The following is a 25,489-nucleotide window of genomic DNA, read 5'->3' on the forward strand; positions in this document are numbered from 1 at the left end:
ATAGTTATTCCCATGCTATTGTCTTAAAGGTATGTGTTTCTGATGAATGGGTCGCTTTCAAACACATTAAGGCGCTTAGGAGACCATCATTTAACGGGGTTCCCGACTTCTCTTCTCCTTTCATAACCTGGATAAAGTTATGGACAAGAATGGCATCACCGCCTCCATGGGACATCTGCGAGGAGTCCAATTGATACGTTTCGACCCTGGGTGTATTATGCATATAAACTTTGATCGCTTCGGTATAGAAATCAAATTCTAAAGTGCCCTTGTAACCCAGCAGTCTGGCTCCTCTTGCCTCTGCGCCCTTTCTGGCAAAAAAGTTCTGAGAATAGCTCACATGCATGCCGGTTTCATACTGAATGATCGCACTGCCAGAATCCTCATTGCCGGTATCCGTGGCAAATGAGCACATCCCCCCCTGAATGTACATATCAGGCTCGGACTTGAAATGCTTAAGCACATAAGGGCTTTCCGGACAGCTCTTGTATTCCTCGCAATCTTTGCAATATAACCCCGCAGGCTTATTGCCCTTAAAGATCTGCTTGGATTTCATCGCGCAAATCGCAACCGGCTTAATGCCAAGCAGGTGGTTGATATAGTCAAAGTCGTGCGTAGACTTCTGAAGAAACAACCCTCCCGTTTCCTTCTCGTCTCTATACCAATCATGGAAGTAGACGCCGCCATAGGGCACATTATTGATCGCCTGCACATGCTCGATCGTTCCTAGCTTGCCTGAATCCACGATTTCTTTCGCCGTTCTTACAAGTGCCGTATTTCTTAATGGGAAGGAAACAATGACCTCGCTCGCAGAGCGTTCGGCGGCTTCTTTGAGCGAAATCAGATCCACCATCGTTGTGGCTACGGGCTTCTCCAGGTACAGGGGCAAATTACGCTGCAATACTTTCTTCGCCATTACCGTGTGCAGGGAGCATCTGGTACCGATTAATACGCCATCCAGTTGCTCCTTGTCCAGCATCTCATCCGCATCCTTATACATCGCTATGGCTGCAATGTCTCTCCCTTTGGCGGCTAGCTGCGCACTCACCTTGCTCCAGTTAATATCCGTAATGGCTGTCAGCTTAACCTCCTCGTGGGATGCAAGTAAATATTCCACGATGTTCTGAATTCTAAGACCGTATCCAATGACACCTATGCGCATGATGATTCTCCTTCTTATAAAAAGGGGGATGCAGCATTATGATCTCGACCGCATCCCCTTCATCTTAGTTGATCCCTAGCTCCGCTGCCTTAGCGTTTACCTCGGCAATGGCTTCTTGAAGCCCCTTGGCATCATAACTCTTAACCGCATTCTGCCACATCGTAACCGCATCTTCTTTGCCCAAAATGACCTTGTACAGATCATCCATAGCCGTAGCCGTTAATCCGCCAATGGCGTCTTTGGCAGGAGTGGATAGCAGCAGGACATCAAAGTTAATCGGGGTTGGTGTACCTTCAGCCTTCAATTTGTTAAACGTATCGATTTGCAATTGCTCGTATGCAGCCATCGTAGGATTCGTATTTACCGTTTGTTTGCCGGAATAGATAAAGCCTTGATTCCATGCTCCCAGGTAGGAAATGACGCTGATAATCGGATATTTCTGTGCCAGAGATTCGTCCTGAGTAAGCAATGAGACCGCCTTTCCGCCTTCCATCTTGTAATCTACGCCTTCAATGCCGTTTTTAACAAGCACGGCAAACTCCTCGGAGGCCATATAATCAATCAGTTGCAGGGCGCGGTCGAATTTGACGTCATCCAGATCGGCTCTAAAGAACATTTCCGACCAGTATGGCGTTTCGACAAACGTATATTTTTTTCCGTCTGCTGCCGGCCACATGGACATAAGACCGATTCCATCTGCCGCGGTCACTCCCGGGTTCGCTTTCTCGAACTGATTCAACAGATCAAGGCTGGTAGGGCCTCCATATACGGCGAATGCCTGCCCGTTCAAGAACTTATTCGGACCGTCTCCAACCTTCTGAATCGCAAAATCCTTATCCAGAATACCCTGCTCATATAAGGATCTCAGCTCTTGCACGCCTTGATTTACCTTCGATGAGACATAAGAAGGTATCCACCTGTTGTCTTCTTTCACCCAAGACTTAATATTGGCCATCTCAGGATAGCTGCCAAGGAAGTGGGTCAGTAAAGTCTGATTGTTATTAACAGCCAAACCTACAGCGTTAGGATGTTTGGCCAATACGGCCTTGGTCATGGCTACAAATTCGTCGAAGCTCTTGGGATCGGATGTATATCCCGCCTCGGCAGCCCAATCCTTGCGATATCTAATGGGTCTGTCCAACACCCAATCATCTGAGTTATCATAGGTCAGCCTTGGAATCATGTAATATTTCCCGTCTAATTTCAACGGCTGTACAGAAGGTAGTTCCAAGATCTTGGCAAGATTTGGGTATTTGCTCATGTCCTCGGGAAGCGGTTTTATAATGCCTTGCTCCGCCCACGTCACATAAAGACCGGGGTCATCCGTTACCAAATTATTGACGAACATGTCAGGCAACTGATTGGAAGTCGCCCAAATTTTATACTTCTCGGTCCAATCATCCCAGGTGACCTGAATCGGTTTAAGCGTCAAATTAAACTTTTCCTGCATGTTGTTGGCAATCGTGTCGTTTTTTGCGCCTGGATCGTCAAAGCCTTCTTGAATATTCCAGGTTGAAACGGTAAGCTCGATCTTTTCCGCATTGGGATCTGACGTGGGAGCTGCAGTTTCACCAGACTCATTGTTGCTGGCTGTTGGGCCAGTTGATGCCGCTGGTTGGTTCCCGTTATTGCTACAAGCTGAAACAACAAGCACTAGCAACAAGCTTAGCAATACAGACGATTTAATAAGCTGCCTTTTCATTGTGGATCCTCCCTTTTTTTTCTTATAATCCTGTATAATAATAGCTTTCGCTAGTATTAACCTTTGATAGAACCGATCATGATGCCAGAGGCGAAGTACTTCTGGATAAATGGGTACACCACGATAATAGGTACGGCAGAGATAATGATCATCGCGGATTTAACAGAGTCGCCATAGATATTTTTAATACCTGCCGCAAGCTGTGCCCCGGCCGTATTATTAAGGATTTGATTGACATTGGCAATCGCATTTCTTAACACAAGCTGAAGGGGATACAGCTTCGAATCATTGAGGAACAGCATAGGCAGCCACCACTCATTCCAGCGTTCGACTGCGTAGAACAACATCATTGTAAAAATAATGGGCAATGACACCGGGACCACAATTCGCATTAAAATCAAGATGTCATTCGCGCCGTCCATCTTGGCGGACTCTTCCAGCTCAGGCGAGATGCCATTAAAAAAGTTTTTCATAAGAATTAGGTTAAAAGCGTTAACCGCTACGGGAAGAATCATGACTAGCAAATTATTTTGCATGTGAAGCTTTTGAAGAAGCAAATACGTAGGGATTAGTCCGCCTGAGAAAAACATCGTAACAATGATCGCATTAAAGACAAAGTTTCTCCCTGGCAATGTTTTTTTGGATAATGCATAGGCCCCTGTCGTCGTAACGATCAAGCTCACCGCAGTTCCCAGTACCGTTACAATGACCGATATAAACAGCCCTCTCGTCACTTTGCCTTCCATAAACAAGTACTTATAAGAAGAAAGATCAAACTGCTTCGGCAGTAGAAATACCTTGCCGCCTCCAAGATCGCTAATGGTAGAAAAGGATAACATAAGCGTCTGGTAAAAAGGAAATAAAGCAAGAACAGCGCCGAGTCCGAGGAATAGGGTAATGGATACATCAATGACACTAAACTTGCGCTTCACCTACAATCCCTCCTCTTTCCAAACGACCTTGACGATATAATTAGCTCCAAACAAAAAGGCAAAATTTATGACTGACTTCAACACTCCCACCGTCGTTGAAAATCCGAATCCGGTCGAATCCAGGAAGGCGCTTCGATAAACAAAGGTATCTATAATATCCACATGGCTATAAACGATAGGGTTATAAAGATTAAAGATCTGATCGAATCCGCCGTTCATTAGATTCCCCACGGCCAGGATGAGCAGGATCGCCGCTGTCGTCTTTACAACCGGCCACGTAATCGCCTTCATCTGCTGGAACCTGTTCGCGCCGTCTATGGAAGCTGCTTCATACAGCTCGGGGTTTATACTAGCGATTGTCGCCAAATACAAAATGGATGACCACCCGGCCTCCTTCCATATACTTGAGAGGAATATCATCGCTGTAAAGCTGTTAGGATCGGTTAAAACTGATTTTTTCTCCAATCCAAATGTAACAAGGAGTTGATTCCATAAACCTTGATCACTAAAGATGCCGATAATAATTCCGCTTAAGACAACCCAGCTTATGAAATGCGGAAAAGTAAACACGGTTTGGAAAATCCGCTTCAGCTTGCTTTTGGATATTTCATTCAGCAATAAGGCCAAAATAATGGGAACCGGGAATTCGATGACCAGTCGGCCCAAACTGATTAAGACCGTGTTTCGGAAAGCTCCAATAAAATCGGGATTGCCCAGAACGGCCCTGAAGTTCTCAAAGTTGTTCCAGGGACTGCCCATAATCCCTTTGGCGTAATTAAAATCCTTAAAGGCAAGAACGACCCCGTACATAGGAGCATAAGCAAATACAGCAAAGTAGATCACAACAGGGGCCAAAAGAATATAGAAGTACTTATGTCTAGCAATCTCCTTCAGCAATCGATTTTTCGGATTTCGCGGTACGCCGCTGCTTCGGTCCATCATTTGTATAAGTTTTGCCAATAGAAATTCACCACGCTTGCTTTTATTTTGTCTGTAACCAAAGTATAAATAAAACGCTTCCATTCGAACATGAACGCTGCTTAGAGCTTGCATGAACAAATCATCTGTATTTCATGCCTCGCTCTCCGATCTGTCATCACAGCTAATGATTGTCCATGTAGAACGAACAATTGTCTATCTCAAAAGCGAAGATAGCCGCAAATAAAGCAAAGGTCCCCTCCTCCTAGAGAGGAAGGGACACCTGAATGGACACTAGAATTCAAGTATAACCTGTGTAATCGAACCCGATACCGCAATGACAACTGATTCCCTATCCGGATTATAGCTGCCGTTGCTCGCACGCCATGCCTGCTTCTCTTGCGGATGCGGCAAACGTATTTCAACCGTTTCAGGGAGTCGTTCGGAATAAAACTCAATCGTAGCCGTCATACTGCCGTTTTGGATATTGGATTCGATCACCATGGAGAATTGCCCAAAATAACTGGCAGCTCGATGCAGGGAAATCGTCTTCCCATGCTCCATCCATGCCCTCGGAATACCCGGAAGCAGCTTTAGGCTCTGTCCCTCCTCCATATAGAGCATCCACCGGCACTGCATAAGAAACCATCCTTCTTCGTGAGTCTTATGCGGACTCGCATGCCAAAAGTGCTCCCAGAAAGTAAAGATTTCTCGATCAGCCAAACTAGCCAAGCCATTATAAAATGTCTTGAGAAACGCCTTCGTCTCTCCACGCTTAAGATGGATCCATGGGTGAATGCTATAATAAGGCTGACTTAATGCCACATTGCGTAAACAAAATAATTCATTATGGAACTGCAATAGAAATGTCGTCTCCTGTTCATCGGGCTCAAGCACTTCCTGAATGACCAGATATAACGGTCCTAGCAAGGAGTCTCGGGCAGCAATAGATCCATGCGTGCCCCAGCTCCCTCCGTCTGCATACAACGCCAGCGGTCCCGTATACTCCGCCCAAGGCGGACATGTCGGGATCCAGCCCCCATCGCCAAGCGGAACAACCGGCGATCGGGCTATGGCCTCCTTCAGCGATATACGGATGTCCTGTTTCATTGCATCAGCATCCTCAAGAATTTGCTGGGACAGCGCCTTATCACTCAATGACAGCATCTCGGCTAACCGCTTTAAGCCTACAAAAGCAAAGCCATTAAGCATATAAGAACGGAAGTGATCCTCGGGATCCGCTGTTTTCCCTTCCAGCATCCCATAGCCCCTTCCCCTCAGCTCCTCGCGCAGATTCCGCTTACGCCAATCCATCAAAAAATAATAAGCTTTGATGAGCTTCGGCTTTATTTTATCCACCCATGCTTCATCCCTGGTATAGCGGTAATGCTCGCCCATACTCCAAAGAGCAGCACCCGTCTCCAGCATATAGCCGCCAAAATTTTGAATGAAACCGCTTTCGTGCTGCTTATCCAGAAAAAATTGAAGCGACCTTTCCGCATTCGTATGTGCCCCAACGGAGTCCAAATATTGAATGATAGGAGAGCTTTCGGACCCTATTCCCGTATATACGCCAATCATCGGCACTAAGGGCCCCTCGGGCTCCAATCCATAGCTAATCAGATCCAGATGCATAAATCCCGCCTGCATCATCTCTTGAATCCGCTGCTCCGGGAGCTTTATCTCCATCGTATTTTGCAGCTTGGCTGCCCAAAAATCGACGCATTCCCGATGTTTTATCGTAAAGTCCTGTAATCCAAGCTGCATGGCCCGGCTGCGACTAATGGGCTGATGCGGGATATAAAATTCGTAGACCACCGATTCGCCCGGACTTAGCAGTATAGCCATTTCCTCTTGCGGCATCGGACGTCCATTGATCTTGGATACAACAAATACACGCTCAGAGCTAAACATGCCAAGTCCGGCCTCGCCATCAAACGTTCGCTCGATATTAACCACAAATGGATTTTTAAACCACGCATACCTTGGAACGCGTGCCTGATTGGTTGCAATGGTCTTCGAATAAAAGACAGTCTCCTCTTCCGAGGGCGGCTCTAATTTTATAAGCCCTTCATATTCCGCACGCTGCTCCGGCGTAAACATATATCCTACACCATGCTGATCTGCCTTTAAATAAGGAGTCCCCTTAAGTGCCGATACCGATAATGGGCTTCTCTCAAAGGAAACGAATGCTGTATTCTCATAGTGGATGTCTTGATCTTGTATGACAGCCTCAACGATCGGAAAAATGCCATTATCGAGTCTGCGAGTCAACCGATGCTCGCAACCCAAGCCTCTCCCCAATAAGTAGCTGTACTGAACGGCTGTCCCGCCGGTCTCCTCCAGGTGCACCCGCTCACCCGCATTTCGCGGCCGAATGTTATCCCACATACGATCGATGTCGCTTTCGCCGCCCCCCCGATAATCCGACTCGAAAATACGTATATCTCTGGACAATCCAAGCCATACGGGAGTCATTAGGGGGCGAGTGGCATTCGCCGCCGTTTCGTAGCTCTCTTCTGGCTCGTCCTCCAGCCGTTCAAGATTCGTCTGCATCCCCTGGTTATGGATAGTCTTGACGATTTGTTCATAGTCGCTAGCGTTCTCGGGTACTGTAACGATGACTTCGTATTCCTTTATATAGATTGGATAGGCTTTAGTCACGTCTCTCAAGTAAAAGCTAAAGGCATGCTGATCCGTCCTAATCGATAGGATAGTCGAATGGGCGCCCAACTGAATGCTCTCATTGATGACTTGCAGCTCTAGTCTGCTCGCGGCATCCATTTGAAAAGTTTGTTTACTAGAGTCATAAGTGCCTTCGCCGTAGATTAAACCTCCACTTTCAATGTCTCCATGTGTAACCGTAATTGAACCATTGCGCACCTTGTTTTTCCACAGAATTGCAACTCCCTTCAACGGAAGCACCTCCAAGAATATCAATTAAGCAATAAGTTCATTGTAGTTACAATGTTTAAAACAAGACATAGACGCCAATTAGACGGCACATGCACATTACTTATCAATCCTATGTTCGAATGAGCCTCATCCGCAATCCAACTAACAATTGTCCATGTAGATACAAGTGCACTCCATCTTAAAGATTAAGACATCCGACAGTCCGTTTTTTCGTTCCACTCGCGAATATGCTGCAGCCATGCTCTGGAGGCGTGGGACAAATAATGCTGCCGACTCCAGATGATCGCCAAATCCCATGCGATCGGCGGATCCGTTTCCGCAATTACGCTCACGTTTTCCGGATCGAGTTTCTTAGCCACGGTAGGCGGAAGAAAGGCAATTCCGAGCCCTGCGCCTACCATCTCGCCGATAAAATCCCACTGCGAGCTTTCGAAAACGATATCCGGCTCAAAGCCTTCTCGAATACAGGAGTCCCGAACGCGGTCGTACAAGGAGAAACCCTCCTTGAACAAAATAAACGGCTCCTCCCGAAGCTCCGATAACCGAACCAAACGTTCCCTCGCCAGAGGATGATCCGCATGTACGATAAGCGACAGACGTTCCTTGGCCAAAGGAAAGGCGTCGAACAGCGACTCGTCTACAGGCAGCACGACGGCGCCAAGATCCAGCTTCGCCTCCCGAATTTGCTGTTCCACCACCTTTCCTCCTTCCTCCAGAAGCTGAAGCCGGACGCGCGGGTAGGTTCGACGAAAATCGGCAATTATAGCAGGGAACAAGCTTGCTCCGATTACGGGCGGCAGCCCAAACGAAATATTTCCTCTCTTCAATTGTTTCCCTTCATTTAGTGACGACTGCAGATCACGGGACATGGCAAGCATCGCCCGAGCGTACCGTAAAAAAACATCCCCGTCATCTGTTAACTGCAGATGCCGCGTCGAACGGTTGAACAGCACCACGCCTAACTCCTCTTCCATATTCTTGATCGCCTTGCTTAACGCAGGCTGCGAGATATGCAGCTTCTCGGCCGACCTGGAAAAGCTCCCCTGCTCCGCCACCTCAACAAAATAACGTAAATATTGAAGATCCATATGCCATCGCCCTCATCATTTATTCTGTTTTGTAATTAAAGATATGAATTATATCTATTTTACATATAAATAAGACTTCTTTACAATTAAAACCATCCTAAGAGTCGAAGTTCAGGGCGAATGAAAAGGGAGAGTGAGACTGGGCATGAAAGAACAGGAAGTTATCATTGTAAGCGCTGTCAGAACGGCCATTGGCAAATTTAACGGTCAGTTCAAGGATATAAGTGCCGTCGATCTGGGAGCGGCCGTCATTGCTCCGGCAATCGAACGGTCAGGCCTTTCCGCTTCCGATGTACAGGAGGTGTTTATGGGCAACGTGCTGCAGGCGGGACTGGGTCAGAATCCGGCCAGACAAGCGGCGCTCAAAGCGGGACTCCCCGTCAGCGTGCCCGCTACAACGGTCAATCAGGTGTGCGGTTCGGGATTGATGGCGGTACAGCTGGCCTATCGTTCGATTCAAAGCGGCGAAGGCGGAATTTTCATTGCCGGCGGAATGGAGAATATGAGCCGCTCCCCACACTTGCTGCAAAATTCCCGCTCCGGTCTTCCGATGGGCGACCGGATGATGAAGGACAGTATGATTGTCGACGGATTATGGTGTGCACAGAACGATGTCCACATGGGAATAACCGCAGAAAATATTTGCGAGGCATATAGTCTGGAGCGCGAGGAATTGGACCGTTACGCGCATCGCAGTCAGATGAAGGCAGCATCGGCGGTGGCGGCCGGCCGCTTCCGGGATGAAATTATTCCGATAGAAATACCGCAGAGCCGGGGCCCCGCTCTCGTAGCCAATCATGACGAATACATTCGTTCCGATACGACGATGGATGCCCTGTCGAAGCTCCGTCCGGCGTTTGCGAAGGGCGGAAAGGTGACAGCCGGGAACGCTTCCGGTATCAACGATGGCGCAGCCGCTCTTGTGTTAGCGAGCCGCCGGGAAGTCGAGGCGCGCAAGTTGACGCCATTAGCCATCATCCGATCCTGCGCCGTTGTTGGTGTAGATCCGGCCTTCATGGGACTTGGCCCCATTCCGGCCGCCGAGCAGGCACTGGCTAAGGCCGGTCTCTCTATGTCCGATATTAACGTAATTGAGGCCAACGAGGCGTTTGCTTCGCAAGCTTTGGTATTCGCAAAACATTTCGGGCTGGACGACAGCCGACTAAACGTGGGCGGCGGCGCAATCGCGCTGGGCCATCCTATCGGCGCCAGCGGCGCGCGCATTGTCGTGACGCTGCTGCATGAGATGGCTCGCCGGGAAGCTCGTTACGGAATGGCGGCGTTATGCGTCGGAGGCGGTCAAGGCATTGCCATCATTTTGGAGCGGGGAGTTGAACAACGATGATGCAGAAGAAAGTATGGACCTCGTTTGCAGAGGCCGTAGCCGATATTCATGATGGAGCTACTTTGATGGTCGGCGGATTCGGACTTGTCGGCATTCCCGAAAATCTAATCGCAGCTCTTGCCGAGCGCGGCGTCAAAAACCTGACCGTCATCTCGAACAATTGCGGCGTCGACGACTGGGGACTGGGAATTCTGCTGCGCAATCGGCAAATTTCCCGAATCGTGGCCTCCTACGTCGGAGAAAACAAAGAATTCGAGCGTCAAGCTTTGTCGGGAGAAGTGGAAGTCCAATTGCTGCCGCAAGGCACGCTGGCCGAGAAAATCCGGGCCGGGGGAGCAGGCATTCCCGCTTTCTATACGCCTGCCGGAATCGGTACGCCGCTGGAAGAAGGACGCGAACAGCGGGTATTCGGCGGCAAAGCCTATCTGCTGGAGGAGTCCTTGACTGCGGACTTCAGCCTGATCCGCTCTGCGATAGCCGATCGGGCAGGCAATCTTGCCTACAACCGAACGGCCCGCAACTTTAACCCGTTGATGGCGGCCGCAGGCAGGGTCACTATTGCGGAAACGGAATCGCTGTTGGACGACGGCTACCTGGATCCCGAGCATGTGCATACCCCGGGCATTTATGTACAGGGGCTTATCATTGGCAAACAGCAGAAACGGATCGAGAAATTAACCGTGTCGCATCCCGAAGGAGGGCCTTCTTTATGACCATGCCAAACCCGCGCATCAAGATGGCGCTGCGCGCCGAAAAGGAAATCGCCGATGGATTTTATGTCAACCTGGGCATCGGCATGCCTACCTTGGTAGCCAACCTCATCTCCGACGGAAAACGTGTATCGCTTCAATCCGAGAACGGGCTTATCGGAATCGGTCCTTACCCCTTGCCCGGAAAGGTAGATCCCGATTTGATCAACGCCGGCAAAGAAACCGTGACAGCCCTGCCAGGCGCCTCTTTCTTCGACAGCGCCGAATCATTTGGCATGATTCGGGGAGGACATATCGATCTGGCCATACTCGGCGGCATGGAAGTGTCCGAAACCGGGGATTTGGCAAACTGGATGATCCCGGGAAAAATAGTCAAAGGCATGGGCGGGGCCATGGATCTTGTTCATGGAGCCAAGAGGATTGTTGTCATGATGGATCATGTCAATAAGGACGGCAAACCCAAAATTCTTCATCGTTGCACGCTTCCGCTTACCGGACAGGGCGTAGTCCATCGCATCATTACGGATCGCGCCGTCATGGATATAACTCCGCAAGGACTCGTTCTCGTCGAAGCGGCGGCAGGTTTTTCTGTTGACGATATCCAGGCGGCAACCGAACCTCATCTGGTGGTGTCGGACCATCTCGTTATAGACGCTTATTAATCGGAGGGGGATTTTCTTGGACAAAGGACTTAACAATCAAAGTCGCATCGTATTGGTTACGGGAGCGGCCGGCGGCATTGGCCTCGCTATAGGACGTCGCTTCGCCGAGGCCGGCGCCAGGGTTGTGTTAACCGACCGTGACGGTCCGGCCGTTAAACAAGCGGCGGCCGAATGGCGCGAAGCCGGATGGCATGCGCTTGGCTTGCCTCTGGATGTAACATCCGAAAGCGAGATCTCGAACGTTATCGAACAGGTTCAGCAAACATGGGGCGGCATTGATATTCTGATCAACAATGCGGGCATGCAGTTTGTATCCCAGGTGGAAGATTTCCCGACCGCGACGTTCGAACGAATGCTCGCCATCATGCTAACCGCTCCGTTTATGCTGATCAAACAAGTTGTTCCAGGCATGAAGAAGCGACGTTTCGGCCGTATTATCAATATCTCGTCCATCAACGGATTGATCGGCTTCGCGGGCAAAGCCGCCTACAACAGCGCAAAGCATGGCGTCATCGGCCTGACCAAAGCCGTCGCGTTGGAAACAGCTCCCTGCGGCATTACCGTCAATGCGCTTTGTCCGGGCTATGTGGATACCGCGCTTGTTCGCAACCAGTTGGCCGATGTAGCGAGACTGCACGGCATCACGCCCGAGTCGGCGCTGGAGAGCGCGATCTTGCCGCTGGTGCCGCAACGCCGGCTGATCGATATAGCCGAAGTAGCCGAATATGCATGGTATCTGGGCAGCGACCTGGCCCGCGGCATAACCGGCCAAGCCGTTGTCATCGACGGCGGCTACACGGCACAGTAGACGAGAGTTCGCGCCTATCGCCTGCTCCGCACCTCTTCCCGATACTCCTTAGGCGTGACGCCCGCTTCGTTTTTGAAGACGCGGTTGAAGTGGCGAATATTCGAGAAGCCCGTTGTCTCCGCGATGCCCAGGATCTTCTCGTCCGTCGATGCCAACCGCCGCTTCGCTTCCTCCACGCGAAGCTCGGTCAGCCGCTCGACGAACGTCTTGCCGGTACGCTGCTTGTAGAGCGTGCTGAAGTAGGCCGCATTTAAAAACACCTTGTCGGCGAGATCCTTAAGCGCCAGCGGCTCGTGATAATGTTTCTCCAGGTACCTCTCCGCCAGTTGGATGGGGTCGCGATCCGTCGGCTTGCTTCCTTCCGCGATGCCCGACGTCAGACTGCCCAGCAGCATCACGCATACTTCGATCAGCTCCGTGCTGGATGAGATCGAACATATCTCGACGAGCAGCGTCCGGATATCCTTTTCGCCAAGCCAATCCCGAGTCAAGCCAAGCTCTTCCGACAGCTCGTAGCACTGGATAAGCAGCTTGCATATCTGCTGGTGCACAAGCTCCGGCGTCCCCGCCTTGGCGCACAGCTCGCCGATGGTCAGCTCCGCCAATCGCTCGGCTTCGTCTCGCCGCCCTTCGTGGATCGCCTTATCCAGCGACTCCCAGGACCACTTTTTCACCTCCGCCTTGAGGAGATGATTCTGCGCCGCGTTGCGGTAATCGATAACCTTGTCTCCTCCCACGACGAGACGGTACAGCAAGGCGATCCCCGCCTCGCGGAACGGCACGGTCATGGATTCGAACCCTTTTACCGGACGTCCGATGCCGATTGTTACGGTCAGATTGGAGAGAGACTTGATCTGTCTTCGGATGGATTCGGCGAGTTCCAGAAGAGCTGCCATATTCGTATCCGGCATGTTTACGAGCGCCGCAACCTCCGACTCCGAGAACACGAAGCTGAATCCCGGCATGCGGTGATCCAGAATTTCCTGTACGAACTGTTGAATGTAGAGCTGGAACAGCGACGGATCGGATTGCGTATACCGCTCCCGCGCAACCGATTCTTTGTCGAGCTTGATGACCAGGCAATTAAAATACGGCTCGGACAACTCGATGCCCAGTTGACTCAGCAAGTCGAGATCCTGTTGATGCAAGCTGCCGCGCATGATGCCGGCGGACAAAGCGTCCGAAGCCTGCTGACGAAGCTGGCGGTCATCCTTTAACGCTTCCGGAACCGGAGACGCTCCTCTCGTACGCAGCTCCTCCTTCAACTTATCCAACACGCGCGTCAGCTCTTCGCGCTCCACCGGCTTCATGATGTAATCCTTGGCGCCGCTGCGCATGGATTGCTGCAGGTACGAGAAGTCCTCATATCCGCTAATGACGACGCATTGCAGCTTCGGGAACCGTTCCTTTGCGATCGTCTGCAGCTGGAGACCGTCCATCTTGGGCATCCGAATGTCCGTCAGAAGCACGTCCGGATTGAGCTGCTGAAGCAGCTCAAGCGCCTCGTAGCCATCCTTCGCGTCGCCGACAACCTCCCATTCGGAGTCCCACGAAGCGATCATCGCCCGGAGTCCCCGCCGGAATATCGCCTCGTCGTCCACTACAACGATTTTAGGCATTCGTCCATCCTCCCCCGCTGATCTATTGCTCTCCGCCGTCGGTCATGGCCGGCAGCGTCATAATAACCCGAAGCCCTTGATACGGCATGCTCTCGAAAGCCAGACCGTAAGGTTCGCCATAATGCAGTTCGATTCGCCGATGCACGTTCAACAGTCCATTGCCCGTCTTGCCTCCGAGATCCTTGGCATGCTTTAGCCGCTCGCGCAGCATCTTCAGTTCCTCCGTGCCGAGGCCGATGCCGTCATCCTCCACGACGATCGTCAGCACGCCCTCCGCTTCCCGTCCGGATACTTTGATCCGGCCTTCGCCCACACCCTTGTCGATGCCGTGGTTAATCGCATTTTCGACGATGGGCTGAATAATGAGCGGAATGACCTTGCAGCCAAGCGCCCCTTCGTCGATGTCGGTCTCAAACGCGATGCGCTCCTCGTATCGGATCTTCTGTATACTCATATATCCTTTGACGTGCACAAGCTCGTCTTGCAAAGTGACGGCTTCCCTCCGGCTGCTCAGGCTATAGCGCAGCAGCTTGCCGAGATTGTTCGCCATCGTCACGATTTCCCGGTTCCCCTCAAGCTCGGCGTACATGCTGATGGAGCCCAGCGTATTGTACAGGAAGTGCGGATTGATCTTGCTCTGCAGCGCGGCTATCTGGGCATCCTTCTCCCTTATCTCCGTCTCGTAGAGCAGATAACCAAGCTCGCTCAGCTTGGACACCATCGTATTAAACGTGCTCCCCAGCTGACCGACCTCGTCGGCCGACGTGACGGGGAACGAGACGTTGAGTTCGCCTTGCTCGACCTTTCGCATCAACCGGCTCAGCTTGCGCAGCGGCAGCGTTATACGGAACGCGAGAAAGACGGAGATCAGCATCGCCAGTCCGATGCAGATGAAACCCGCAAGCGCGATGGAATTGCGGACGATCAGACTGTCCTTCATCAGCTCCCGGACCGGAACGGCGCTTACCGTCGTCCAGCCCGTTATATCCGAGGTTACATATGCGACAAGCAGCTTCTCCGTATCTCCGCCGTCAATATGAAGCATCCCTTCTCCTTGCGGGGAGCCGAGATCCGCGATTGCCGGCGCTTCGTCCCGCGTAATGACCGGCTGGCCGCCTCCGTCAACGATATACATGGACTCCTTGCGGACGGGGTCGGCTTGCAGCAATATTTTGCGGACGGAGGCCGGGTCGATATCCAGCACGATATAGCCTAGCGTCTCGCCGGTGTCGAAGCTGCGAAGCTCGCGGGCGATCGAGAACACCTCATACGACATGCCGCTCGTCGCCTGCACCTCGTGCGTCGTGATAAAGGTCGGCTGCCCGTAACGCTCCTTGGCCTTCATGAGCCACTCGGCGCTTTCATCCAGCTTATACGTCGTCACATATTGGCTCTCGGGAAGTACGACGTACGAGGCCCCTTTCTCCCCGAACAACGAGATGCCCATTATATCGATTCGGCCATTGATAAAGATCGACGAGACGAATTGGTTGAGCGCCTCGATCTCCTTCAATTCCAATCTCTGTCCAAGCGTCCGCCGCGAGCTGATAAAGCTCATGATATCCTTATTGGAGTAGGGGGACAGCGTCAATCGGTTTAATTCGTTCATATACGTGTCGATGTTAAGCGTAATCTGCTTGACGGTCTGCAGTTGATAGCTGCCGACGTTTTTCTCCATCGCCTTCTCAAAGCTGCCGAAAGTATAAAGTCCCATAGCGGCGAGCGGAACAAGCACGAGCAGACAGTTGATCCAGATCAGCTTGCGCGCCAGCTCCTGGTTCCGGAATCCTTGCGTCAGCTTCCGGATCATTCCGCATTCTCCCCATGTCCGCTCGCCAGTGCATTTACCTTCCTAACCGCATTCTCAAGCGTCTGCTTAGGCGTCTGCTGCTTGTAGTTCATCTTCTCGAACTCCTGAATTAACAATTCGATCGCGGACCATTGCTTTACATGCCGCGGCCAATAAGCGACATAATTGGCGACGGCGGCATAATCGCCCCGATATTCCTGATCGGTAAACGCCTTGCTTTCCACGACCTTCGTCATGCTGGGCACATGACCGGCTTGCGCCCATTGTTCGCCGTGCTCGACCATCCACCTCGAGAAGGTCAATGCCGCATGGCGTTTTTCCTCCGTCATGCCGTGTTTGGTCGGAATCGCCAGCGTATGCGAATCTCCCCAGGCCGCGGAATGATCGTATAGAACGGGAAGCGGCACTACGCCGAAATCGAGCGACTCCGCATGCTCGAAGGCGCCTGTTCCCCACATGCCGAGCATGATGACGGCAGCCTTGCCATCGCGAAACAATTTGAAGGAATCGTTGATATCCGGCGGAATTAAACCCGTTGCATATAGATGGTTGACGTACTCCAGCGCCTCCAACGCCTTGGCGTTGTCGAACCTGGCCTGCATGCCGGATTCGCTGTAGAACGTCCCGCCTCCGTTCATCTGATTGTACAAGCTCCACCAGAACCAGACGGAATCGATCCGCGTACTCGGCATCGCAAGCGGCGCCACATCGGAAGCTACAGCAGAGCGAATTCGCTCCAGAAATGCCGCGAAGCCTTCGGGTCCCGGATCGATGACCGGCCTCCCGGTCGTTTCGTCAAGGACGCCGGCCGCGCGTAAATGCGACTTATTGTAATACATAACGAGCGCGTGCGTATCCAGCGGAACGCCATAGGAGCTCCCGTCATATTCCGTTGCTTTGCGAATATGGGGGGTAAAGTCATTCCAGTCAAGACCGACCTCCCGGGCCGACTCCGTCAGATTCTCGATGTAACCATTCTGGACGAATTGCGGCATGCTCGTCGTATGAATGATTGCGACATCGGGCGCATTGCCGGCCAGTATCGCCGTTCGAAGGCGCGAATAATAATCATCGAGCCTGGTGTTGGTCTGCACGATTGTTATGTCGTCCTGCTGAGCATTGAACTGCTCCACCATCTCGGTCATAAACTGGTTGTCGCCGCCGCTGAAGGGGGTCCAGTAATCCAGGCGGATCACGTCGCGCTTGGGCTCGGGCTGCGGAGAAGGCGCCTCGTTCCGCGCGCAGCCTGCCAACGTCCCCGCGAGCAAACCTCCCGCAAGCAGACATGCCGCAAGCCTTCGCCAATCTATTGTTGAACCCGCAGATCTCATCCCTTCGAACCCCTTTCGGCTGTGGCAGCTCATGATTGTACGCGTTTGTTTTACCGCTATCGCACGATGTCGATATAATCAATAGATACCCCTTCCGAGGCAGGCTTTAGTGTAATAGAATTGGCGCCTTTCCGCAACTTCAGCCGGAGCTCCGTAACAGGGTATTCGCTGCGGGCAGTCGGCGGCAACTGCACGGTCTCCTTCTCGCTGCCCGATGTCTCCACATGCAGGGCAATCTCGCTTGCCGATGGATTGCTTGCCGCGATCCGCAGCGTAAATGGAGCCGTCTCCGGTACAATGACGGATTCGAACGCAAGCTTGCCGCCCTCGCCCTTCATGACCCCTGTGCCCGAAGCGAACGGATTATCTTCGGCAGCCATGCCTTCGCCGCCCTGCGCGTACTCCGCTTCATAACGCGGAATTTCCAGCGCGGTCACGCGAACGCCCTCCGGCAGCTCTCCATCCGGAATGGTCGCGACCACGCTGCGGCTTCCCTCCGCAAAGCCGATAACGGCGTAGACATAGCCGGTCTCATCGCCTGCAGGCGCCGGCAGAGCGACTTCTACCGGCTCGCCGCCGGTCGCTTCCAGCCGCACGACTGCGTCAGCACCGGTCGCATTGCGATAATGCAGCAGCAGCGGCGCTTGCCGAGCGGCTCCGGCACCCAGCGGCAAGCTGTCGAAGAGCAGACCGCCGCCTTCCGCCGTTCCCGCGTGTTCGGCCAGGAAGATACCGCTGCCGGAAGGAACCGGAATCGCGGTATCCGGCGACAACGGTTGCCCGAAGCTCGGCAATCCATTCTCGCCCCATGACACGCGCTGCGCGCGCGCCTTCCGATTGTTCCAGCCGTCGGCAATGCCGCTCGTCGCATGGTACACGATCCAATCCTCCGTGCCGTCGGGCGACTTCACGAACGAATTGTGTCCCGGGCCGTACACGCCGGCTTCGTCGTCCATCGCCATAAGCGGCAGCGCGGATTTCTCCCAATCCGCCGGTTCCAGAGGATTGCCGCCGGGCGCCAGCGCCAGAATCCCGATGCTGTAATGCGGCGTCCAGCTGCCCGCTCCCGAATAAGCGAGGAACGCGCGTCCGTCTTTGCTCAGAATCGCCTGTCCCTCGTTGATGTAAGGAGGTCCTCCCGCCCGCTCCCACTCCAGATCGGGAGCGCTCAGGAGCACGCGCGGACCGCTGATCGTCAGCGGATCGCTCATCGGAGCGATATAGGTGTTCTGCGCGATGTTGACGTCGGCCTCCCAGCCTGACCATACAAAATACAGCTTCTCTTCATGCTCCATGACGAGACCGTCTATCGCCCAGCGATTGGATTCATCCGTAATTTGGCCTTTGAAGGTATATTCTCCCATGGGATCATCGGTATCCGCCTCCAGCGCGTACATCCGATGATTTTCGTTCGCCCCGTCGTCGGCCGCGAAGTAGATATACCACTTGCCGCGTATATATTGAATCTCCGGGGCCCATAAGTTGGCGGAATAGGCGGTATTGACCGGCGGATACCAGACCGTCTTGCGCTCCGCGTGCTTAAAGTCCAGCGTGCGCGACTTCATGACCATGACGTCCGCGCCGTTATGCGTAAACGTCATATAATAGTAGCCGTCTTTGTAGACCACGCTGGGATCCGGCGTATCCATCCCGGAAATCGCGTTCTTGAATGTCCCTCCATGCCCCGCGTACGGGACCGTTTCTTCATCATTATCGTTCATCCACCCGTTCACCGTCCCTATCCAAATAGCGGCAAGGGCGGTCAGCAAGACCGCCCCCAGCCCGAAGTATATGCTCTTCGATCCCCGTCTTCGACCCATCCGCATACTCTCTCCTTCCCTTATTTCACTCCGGCTTGCGTAATCGCCCTGACGAACGAACGTTGTCCCAAAATAAATACGATCAAGACAGGCAACGTCGCAATCGTCGTCATCGCCATCAGCTTGCCGTACGCCTGCGTGTAGCTGCCCTGCGCCATCAGAGCGATGCCGGCCGTAATGGTCCGCATCTCCGGCGAAGTTGTCGCGTACAGCGGCCACACGAAGTCGTTGTAGATCCCCATGAAGGTAAAGATGCCAAGCGTGACCATAATGGAAACGGACGCAGGCAGCAGAATGCGGGAATAGATCTGCCACTTGTTCGCCCCGTCAATGCGGGCCGCCTCTTCGATCTCCTTGGGGAAGGAGATGAAAAATTGATAAAGCAGGAAGACGCCGAAAGCGCCTGCGGTATAAGGCAAGATCAGTGCCGAATACGTATTGATCAGTCCCAGCGCGTTAAATTCCATATACATCGGCAAAAACGTCAGCACGCCCGGAATCATAAGCGATGCGACAAACATCGCGAACAGCGTTCGCTTGAACGGCAGGTCGGACAGACGAGCGAGCGCGAATGCAGCCATCGAGTCAATCAGCAGCACGATCGCCGTGCCGATAACGCCCACCGACAGTGAGTTCGTAATCCAGCGTACGATCGGCACGTTCATCAGCTCGCCGGACAGTCCTTCCATATAATTTTCGATTGTCGGCTTCTTCGGGATAAAGTTCATCTGTCCTGCCAGCGCCTCGAAGTCGTTCTTGAACGAGGTCGAGAGCATCCAGACGAGGGGAAGCAAAAAGATGGCCGCGATGACGGTCGCCAGCAGTATCAATAATAGCTTGCGCGTTCCTTGCATCCTAGACGCCACTCTCCTTTCTTCCGTAAGTCAGCCTATATTGCACGACCGAAATGATCATGATGAGCAGCGCCATCATAATGGCCATCGCGGACGCGCTGCCGATTTCTTTGCGAATGAAGGCCTGGTCCAGCACGTTCATCAGGAGCACCTTCGTCGAATCGCCTGGCCCCCCGCGCGTTAGCAGGAATGGTTGCGCATAGACGTTAAACGAAGCGATCGTCGAGGTAATCATGACGAACAGCATGACGGGACGAATCGACGGCAATGTAATGTGAGCGAACTTGCTCCACGCCGTCGCGCCGTCTATAGAAGCGGCTTCATAATAGTCCTCTGGCACTTCGTTAAGCGCGTTGATGAAAATAATCATATTAAACCCGATCGTCCACCACAGCGTCGTCGCGATTAGCGATACCCATGCCCAGGGCGTATCCGTCAGCCACGGAATCGTATCAAGGCCCAGCTTCATCAGCATGCTGTTAATCAATCCGGCGTTCGTGTCGAACATCATGAGCCAAATCACCGCCATAACGGATGCGGAGATGGCGTAAGGCATGAAGTAGAAAGTGCGGAACAACCCGCGTATGCGGCCCGGCAAAACGTTGACGAGCATCGCGAGCCCCAGCCCCACCGCTATAAGCAGCGGCACGGAAAACAGCACGAACTGGGCCGTCGCCCAGAGGCCTCGGAGGAAGACGCTGTTCTCGTAAGTTCCTCCCGAAAAAATCGCGATATAGTTGGCAAGCCCGACGAACGGATGCTCCTCGGACAACAATTCGAAGTCATGTAGGCTGATATAGATGCCGTACCCGATCGGGAACAGCAGGAACATGGCGAAGCATAGCGTATACGGCAGTCCGAATAAAGCAGACGTTAACCTGGACGTCCAGGACGTTCTCATAAATGCAATCCCTCCAACGTTACTGACATGTCTCTTGTGCGCATAAGAAAGGACGGAGCCAGTCCTTGCCTCCGCTCCGTCCTTCCCGCTTTCGGTCGTCTATCTTACTTGCCGATCGCTTGCTTGGACTTCGCCGCCGCGTCGTCCATCGCCTTCTGGGCATCCTTCTTGCCCAGCAGCGCGTTGTTCAGCTCGCCCCAGATCGGCTCGGAAATCGTCGGCCAATTAAGCACGTTCGGCGCGAATTGCACGTAAGAGAAGCTGTCCGCGATCGCGCTTTGCGGCAGCGCCTTGAATTCGGCGCTCTCGATCATCGGCTTGGCGGCAAGCGCTTGACCGGATTCCGCCCACTCCAGCGAATTGGAGGAAACATACTTGAGGAAGTCGCCAATGCCGGCGATAATTCCCTCGTCCTTTACGTCTTTCGGAATTGCGAAGTTATGAGAACCGCCAAACACGGCTTGCTTCGCCTTGCCGATTTGCGGCACAGGCGCGACGCCATAATTGAGACCCGCTTCGTCGAATTGCGATTTCATCCATGGACCGTTGAATTGAATGGCGTTTTTGCCTTGGAGGAACAAGGTGTTCTCTCCATCCTGCTGTACATTGCCCGGCGATACGCCCTTGTCGACCATTCCGCGCAGCCACTGGATCATTTCGACCGCTTCGGGCGAATTATACGCGACATCGGTACCGTTCCACAGCTCGCCGCCGTTCTGCCACACAAGTGTCGGGAAGATAAATTGCTGCGGCCAGAGCGTAGGTACGACATAGCCGTAAACGCCCTTGTCCTTGTTCGTTGCCTTTTCGACCGCCGCGTCGAATTCCTCGCGATTGGTCGGAGGGCTTGTAATGCCCGCGGCTTCCAGCAGGTCCTTGTTGTAATACATAACAAGCGGGTGAATGTCGAGCGGAATGCCGTACAGCTTATCTTCGATCGTCGCGTAATTGACCGCGGCTTCCACGTAGTCCGTCTTGTTAATACCGGCAGCTCCCGCCAGCGTATCCATCTCCTGCAGTTGTCCCTTGCTCACGTAAGTCGGAATTTGATCCAGATGCATGATCATCAGATCCGGACGTTCCTTGCCCGTGCTGAGCGCCACGTCAAGCTGCTTGTAGTATTCGCCGTTGGGCTGGATAACGAAGTTGATCTTGTAGCTGTCCTGGGAAGCGTTGTATTTGTCGACGATCTCCTTCATAAACGGGCCGTCTGCTCCGGAGAACGGCGTCCAGAACAAAAACTCGGTTTTCTTGCCCTTGCCGTCGCCTCCCGAAGCGCTCTCCGTCTTGCCTCCGGCATCGCCGCCATTGCTGCAGCCCGTTGCGACCATTGCGAATACCGTCAGTACGGATAACCAAGTTGTAGCTTTTTTCATCCTTTCGTTTCCCCCTTGTAGATGATTCTCCCAATGAAACTTGCTGCGCCTCCAAAGGACAGTGCGGCCGTTTCACCTTGGTTCCCATCATACCTTTGCGGGGAAGGCGAAAAAATGTCTTCTTTTTGTATACTATGGACAATTTTTTAGGATCCCAGCGCCGTCCATTCCAATTGGCTCAATATGATCTTGCGTTCCGAGGACACCGCGATCGACCGCCATGTTTCCCCTTGTACGGACTCGGATAACACAGTCTCGCCGTCCATGCTGATGTGCAGACGTTGTCCCGCATGACGGATAAACCACGTGCAGCCTCCGACAATCGTATTGTCATGGAGGATGACGGAGCGGACCTCGCCATTCGCCGAAACAAGCGATAGCTCGAGCTTAGCGGAACCCCCGTCCAGCTCGAAGCGGCAGGTTGTCGCCTCTTCTGGAAACGGGTTGTTAAGACGGAGAGACGTTAATCCTGCGGTTGGGCAGCCGATCAGCGCCGTTCCTGCCGCGCTCCAATCGCCGGCCGACACTTCGCAAGCCGACAAGCAAGCCGCCGCTCCAGTCTCAAGGAAAGACAAGCAACCTGTTAACGAAATGCCGGCAAAGCAGGCGAACGTGTAGTGAGTGACGAGACCGTATCGCTCAACTGTAGAAGCACAGGAGGCGGACAACGTCTGCACCCCGTCCAGCTCCACCTTGACGGCGTTTCCTGATGTACGAATCACTAGCTGATGGTATACGTCGAATCGGAATCCGACCGGAAGAACGCGGCTTCGCTGCTCCAGCCTAATGCCGCGCACCGTCTCGTAGATGCCGATCGTCCGTTTGCCCGCGTCGAACAGCACCTCGATGAGGCTTGCCTGGTCCCCTGCTTGCAGCACGGCACCGTACAAACCTCCCATGTGGCTCCGCTCCCAGCGTACGTTCAGTTCGAAAAGCGCATGGGCATAGGAGGGCTCGACAAATGCCCGGCTAATGCCGAACTGGCTTGCTTGAAGCAGGCTGCCCCCGACAATCCGCCACTCTCCTCCATCGGTTGTCCAGCCGCTTCCGATCTCAACGCCTTCTGCCGTATTTGGACGATCGAACAGATCCCTGAACGCGGGCATTGCGGGCGCAGGCACTTCCTCCCAGCTCGGTCCCGGCACCATCATTCTGTCCCCATGCCACAGCAGCGGATCCATCCGCAGCTGTCTTCGTTCTTTCTCGTCCGCCGCATCATCCCCGCGTACTTCGCGCCCATGATAGACGATCCAGTCGTCGACGTTGTTCGGCGCCTTTGCGACGCTATTATGGCCAACGCCTTCCACCTTGTCGTTCTGCCTTAGCAGCGGCTCGTAGGTGTCGTCGTCCGGATGCTTGCTCCACTCGAGCTCCGTCAACGAATGATCCGCCGCATGATCCGCCGTGCTGTATCCGACATAATAATACGGACTGGTATAAGCGTTGCCGCTATACATAACGTAATGTTTTGCGCCTCTTCTCAGATGAAAAGCGCCTTCAATCGTATGCCAGTTCCTTCCGTCGCCGAAGCGATTTACGGCAAATACCTCTTCGTCCAGCGTAGGCCTGACGATCAGCTTCGGCTTGCCCTCCGGCGTTAAGGGATCCAGCAGCCTGTCCGCCAGAATAACCGTCCCCGCCCGATGAGCATCGATACCGTAAGTTTCGTTCGTAGAATAGAACAAGACGAAACCTCCGTCCGTATCGCGCACGACATGCGCATCGATAGAGAACGTATCGAACAACGTCTTCCGATATTCGAACGGGCCTTCCGGACTCTCAGATACCGCGACCCGCATAAATTGTTGATGCACGTCGTCTCCCCCGCTTGGCATATTGGAAACATAAAGATAGAATTGTCCGTTATCGTACATGACGGCAGGAGCCCAATAACCGCTGCGTCCCTCTTCCTGATAGGCGAATCCTTGAAAAGTCCACGTCTTCATATCCTTGGAAGTCAGCAAGGAAACGCCTGCTTCGGCGGTCGCATACGCATAATATTTTCCGTTCCACTTGAGCACGTACGGGTCGGGATGGTAAGCGGGAGCAGACGACGCTGCGGAATCTCTTAAGCTCTCGTCTTTAACGACGAGCGGCGGATTTGTATACATGTTCATGATGGTATAATTCCTCCAATTATAATAGGTTAGGTTTAAGCTTATTATAGCGGACTGGACGGGGCTTGGAAGTGAACGCTTTTTTGGACGTTATGGACATATTTACAGGTCATGCGCGCGCCGGTTGACAACAACCTTGCGACATGATACCTTTAATTCAAGATAATTAATATTAAGATTAATTCCCAAACCAAGGAGCGTGTTCTACATGACAACGACTTATAGACCTATCGACAGTGTTCGCAGCGGCGCGCCATTCCATATGGTCGGCGACGGCTTCCGCGTATCCAACTACTTCCCTTCCGGCAACGAGCTCGGCGAGCGGATCAGTCCCTTTATTCTGCTCGATTACAACGCGCCTTACCATTTCCCGCCAAGCGATTCCGCCAGAGGCGTCGGCGCGCATCCTCACCGGGGCTTTGAAACGGTCTCCATTGCATACGAGGGCTATGTAGAGCATCACGATAACCACGGCAATCACGGCATCATCGGTCCCGGGGATGTCCAGTGGATGACGGCAGGCTCCGGCTTGCTGCATAAGGAATACCACGAACGAGAATTCGCCAAACGCGGAGGCGTATTCCACTTTATCCAGCTTTGGGTTAACCTTCCGCGCGAACACAAGATGCATCCTCCAAGATATCAGGAGCTGCTGAAAGCGAATATGGGCCGGGTCGCCCTGCCGAATGACGGCGGAGAGGTTCGCATTATTGCAGGCGAATACGAAGGCACGCACGGTCCCGCAGAGACCTTTACGCCGATCACTTTGTTCGACATCGCCTTTAAGGCAGGCGGCATCGCCGAATTCGAGTTGCCGGCGGGCTACAATACGGGAGCCATCATCCTGCGCGGCAGCGCCAGAGTTAACGGCGAGCGCGAGGTCGGCGAAGGCGCATTTGTGTTGTTCGACAATGCCGAAGGCGGCATCGCCATCGAAGCCTTGAGCGACGACACGCTAGTGCTCGTGCTGGGCGGAGAGCCTATCGACGAGCCGATGTTCCAATACGGGCCGTTCGTCATGAACACCCGCGAAGAAGTCATTCAAGCCTACGCGGACTTCCAAGCTGGCAAAATGGGCAATGCCGATTTCTAATCGCAAGGTCCTCCATTACAGAAAGAAGAGCCGTCTAAAGGTGTTCGCATGATATGTGGCCGTCCCGAACATCCCGATTTATACGTGAAAGGACCTCAGATTCCACTGTAAAGTGGATGAGGTCCTTTCTTTCAAGGTGAAACGGCTATGCCGTCCTTTGGCGGCGCGGCTCGTTTCGAGAAAATAATCCTCTATCGAGGCCGTTCGAAGATGAGCGTCCGCGTTTAGAGGAAGATTTATCGCCAAAAAAGGCAAAAGTGTCGCTCTTGTCTGTTCGATCACCCTTCTCTCGGAATAAGTGGAAAACCGCCCTCTAATATCCCCA

General features: G+C 53.0%; 19 protein-coding genes. 5 read left to right on the forward strand and 14 right to left on the reverse strand.

Features of this window, described 5'->3' with window-relative positions; translation table 11 throughout:
• Positions 1-4 precede the first annotated feature (4 nt).
• The 6 genes from H7F31_RS30560 to H7F31_RS30585 all read right to left on the reverse strand — a co-directional run bounded on the left by H7F31_RS30560 (position 5) and on the right by H7F31_RS30585 (position 8,718).
• Positions 5-1,162, reverse strand: a complete 1,158-nt coding sequence (locus tag H7F31_RS30560) for a Gfo/Idh/MocA family protein (protein ID WP_187101900.1) — start codon at positions 1,160-1,162, stop codon at positions 5-7.
• 64 nt (positions 1,163-1,226) lie between these two features.
• Positions 1,227-2,864, reverse strand: a complete 1,638-nt coding sequence (locus tag H7F31_RS30565; protein WP_187101901.1) for a type 2 periplasmic-binding domain-containing protein — start codon at positions 2,862-2,864, stop codon at positions 1,227-1,229.
• Between the two features lie 56 nt (positions 2,865-2,920).
• Entirely contained in the window at positions 2,921-3,796 is an 876-nt protein-coding gene (locus tag H7F31_RS30570; RefSeq protein ID WP_187101902.1) for a carbohydrate ABC transporter permease, read from the reverse strand.
• Entirely contained in the window at positions 3,797-4,756 is a 960-nt protein-coding gene (locus tag H7F31_RS30575; protein ID WP_261800191.1) for an ABC transporter permease, read from the reverse strand.
• A 252-nt stretch (positions 4,757-5,008) separates the two neighbouring features.
• Entirely contained in the window at positions 5,009-7,630 is a 2,622-nt protein-coding gene (locus tag H7F31_RS30580; RefSeq protein WP_187101903.1) for a glucosidase family protein, read from the reverse strand.
• Positions 7,631-7,815: 185 nt separating this feature from the next.
• The gene (locus H7F31_RS30585) at positions 7,816-8,718 is read right to left on the reverse strand and encodes a LysR family transcriptional regulator (RefSeq protein WP_187101904.1); all 903 of its coding nucleotides are present in this window, start codon (positions 8,716-8,718) and stop codon (positions 7,816-7,818) included.
• Positions 8,719-8,863: 145 nt separating this feature from the next.
• Between H7F31_RS30585 and H7F31_RS30590 the strand changes: the two genes are divergently transcribed.
• Genes H7F31_RS30590 through H7F31_RS30605 form a run of 4 tightly spaced genes read left to right on the forward strand, consistent with a single transcriptional unit; the run spans position 8,864 to position 12,243 of the window.
• Positions 8,864-10,063 carry an acetyl-CoA C-acetyltransferase gene (locus tag H7F31_RS30590; protein WP_187101905.1) on the forward strand — a complete coding sequence of 400 codons (1,200 nt, stop codon included), beginning with the start codon at positions 8,864-8,866 and terminating at the stop codon, positions 10,061-10,063.
• Positions 10,060-10,776: a CoA transferase subunit A gene (locus H7F31_RS30595; protein WP_261800192.1), complete on the forward strand. Its 717-nt coding sequence runs from the start codon at positions 10,060-10,062 to the stop codon at positions 10,774-10,776. Before H7F31_RS30590 ends, H7F31_RS30595 begins: the two co-directional genes overlap by 4 nt.
• Positions 10,773-11,435 carry a 3-oxoacid CoA-transferase subunit B gene (locus H7F31_RS30600; protein ID WP_397373387.1) on the forward strand — a complete coding sequence of 221 codons (663 nt, stop codon included), beginning with the start codon at positions 10,773-10,775 and terminating at the stop codon, positions 11,433-11,435. Before H7F31_RS30595 ends, H7F31_RS30600 begins: the two co-directional genes overlap by 4 nt.
• A 16-nt stretch (positions 11,436-11,451) precedes the next feature.
• Entirely contained in the window at positions 11,452-12,243 is a 792-nt protein-coding gene (locus tag H7F31_RS30605; RefSeq protein WP_187101906.1) for a 3-hydroxybutyrate dehydrogenase, read from the forward strand.
• Between the two features lie 14 nt (positions 12,244-12,257).
• Here H7F31_RS30605 and H7F31_RS30610 read toward each other — a convergent pair whose 3' ends face one another.
• From H7F31_RS30610 to H7F31_RS30645, 8 genes are all read right to left on the reverse strand, one after another.
• A complete protein-coding gene (locus H7F31_RS30610; RefSeq protein ID WP_187101907.1) occupies positions 12,258-13,862 on the reverse strand; it encodes a response regulator in 1,605 nt (534 codons plus the stop codon).
• 22 nt (positions 13,863-13,884) lie between these two features.
• Entirely contained in the window at positions 13,885-15,672 is a 1,788-nt protein-coding gene (locus tag H7F31_RS30615) for a cache domain-containing sensor histidine kinase (RefSeq protein WP_187101908.1), read from the reverse strand.
• On the reverse strand, positions 15,669-17,003 hold the full coding sequence (locus tag H7F31_RS30620; RefSeq protein WP_187101909.1) for an ABC transporter substrate-binding protein: 1,335 nt from the start codon (positions 17,001-17,003) through the stop codon (positions 15,669-15,671). The genes H7F31_RS30615 and H7F31_RS30620 overlap by 4 nt, the downstream gene beginning before the upstream one ends.
• A 56-nt stretch (positions 17,004-17,059) precedes the next feature.
• Positions 17,060-18,823, reverse strand: a complete 1,764-nt coding sequence (locus H7F31_RS30625) for a family 43 glycosylhydrolase (RefSeq protein ID WP_187101910.1) — start codon at positions 18,821-18,823, stop codon at positions 17,060-17,062.
• A 20-nt stretch (positions 18,824-18,843) separates the two neighbouring features.
• Positions 18,844-19,677, reverse strand: coding sequence for a carbohydrate ABC transporter permease (locus tag H7F31_RS30630; RefSeq protein WP_187101911.1), 834 nt, complete (start codon positions 19,675-19,677; stop codon positions 18,844-18,846).
• A gap of 1 nt (position 19,678) precedes the next feature.
• Complete coding sequence (locus H7F31_RS30635) at positions 19,679-20,578, reverse strand: carbohydrate ABC transporter permease (RefSeq protein ID WP_187101912.1); 900 nt, start codon at positions 20,576-20,578, stop codon at positions 19,679-19,681.
• A 104-nt stretch (positions 20,579-20,682) separates the two neighbouring features.
• Positions 20,683-21,954, reverse strand: a complete 1,272-nt coding sequence (locus tag H7F31_RS30640) for an ABC transporter substrate-binding protein (protein ID WP_187101913.1) — start codon at positions 21,952-21,954, stop codon at positions 20,683-20,685.
• A gap of 146 nt (positions 21,955-22,100) precedes the next feature.
• Positions 22,101-24,071, reverse strand: a complete 1,971-nt coding sequence (locus H7F31_RS30645) for a glycoside hydrolase family 43 protein (protein WP_187101914.1) — start codon at positions 24,069-24,071, stop codon at positions 22,101-22,103.
• A 208-nt stretch (positions 24,072-24,279) separates the two neighbouring features.
• Here H7F31_RS30645 and H7F31_RS30650 point away from each other — a divergent pair, with 208 nt between their 5' ends.
• A complete protein-coding gene (locus H7F31_RS30650; protein WP_187101915.1) occupies positions 24,280-25,164 on the forward strand; it encodes a pirin family protein in 885 nt (294 codons plus the stop codon).
• Positions 25,165-25,489: the final 325 nt, after the last annotated feature.

This window comes from Paenibacillus sp. PAMC21692 (genome assembly GCF_014303795.1).
GTDB lineage: Bacteria > Bacillota > Bacilli > Paenibacillales > Paenibacillaceae > Pristimantibacillus > Pristimantibacillus agaridevorans.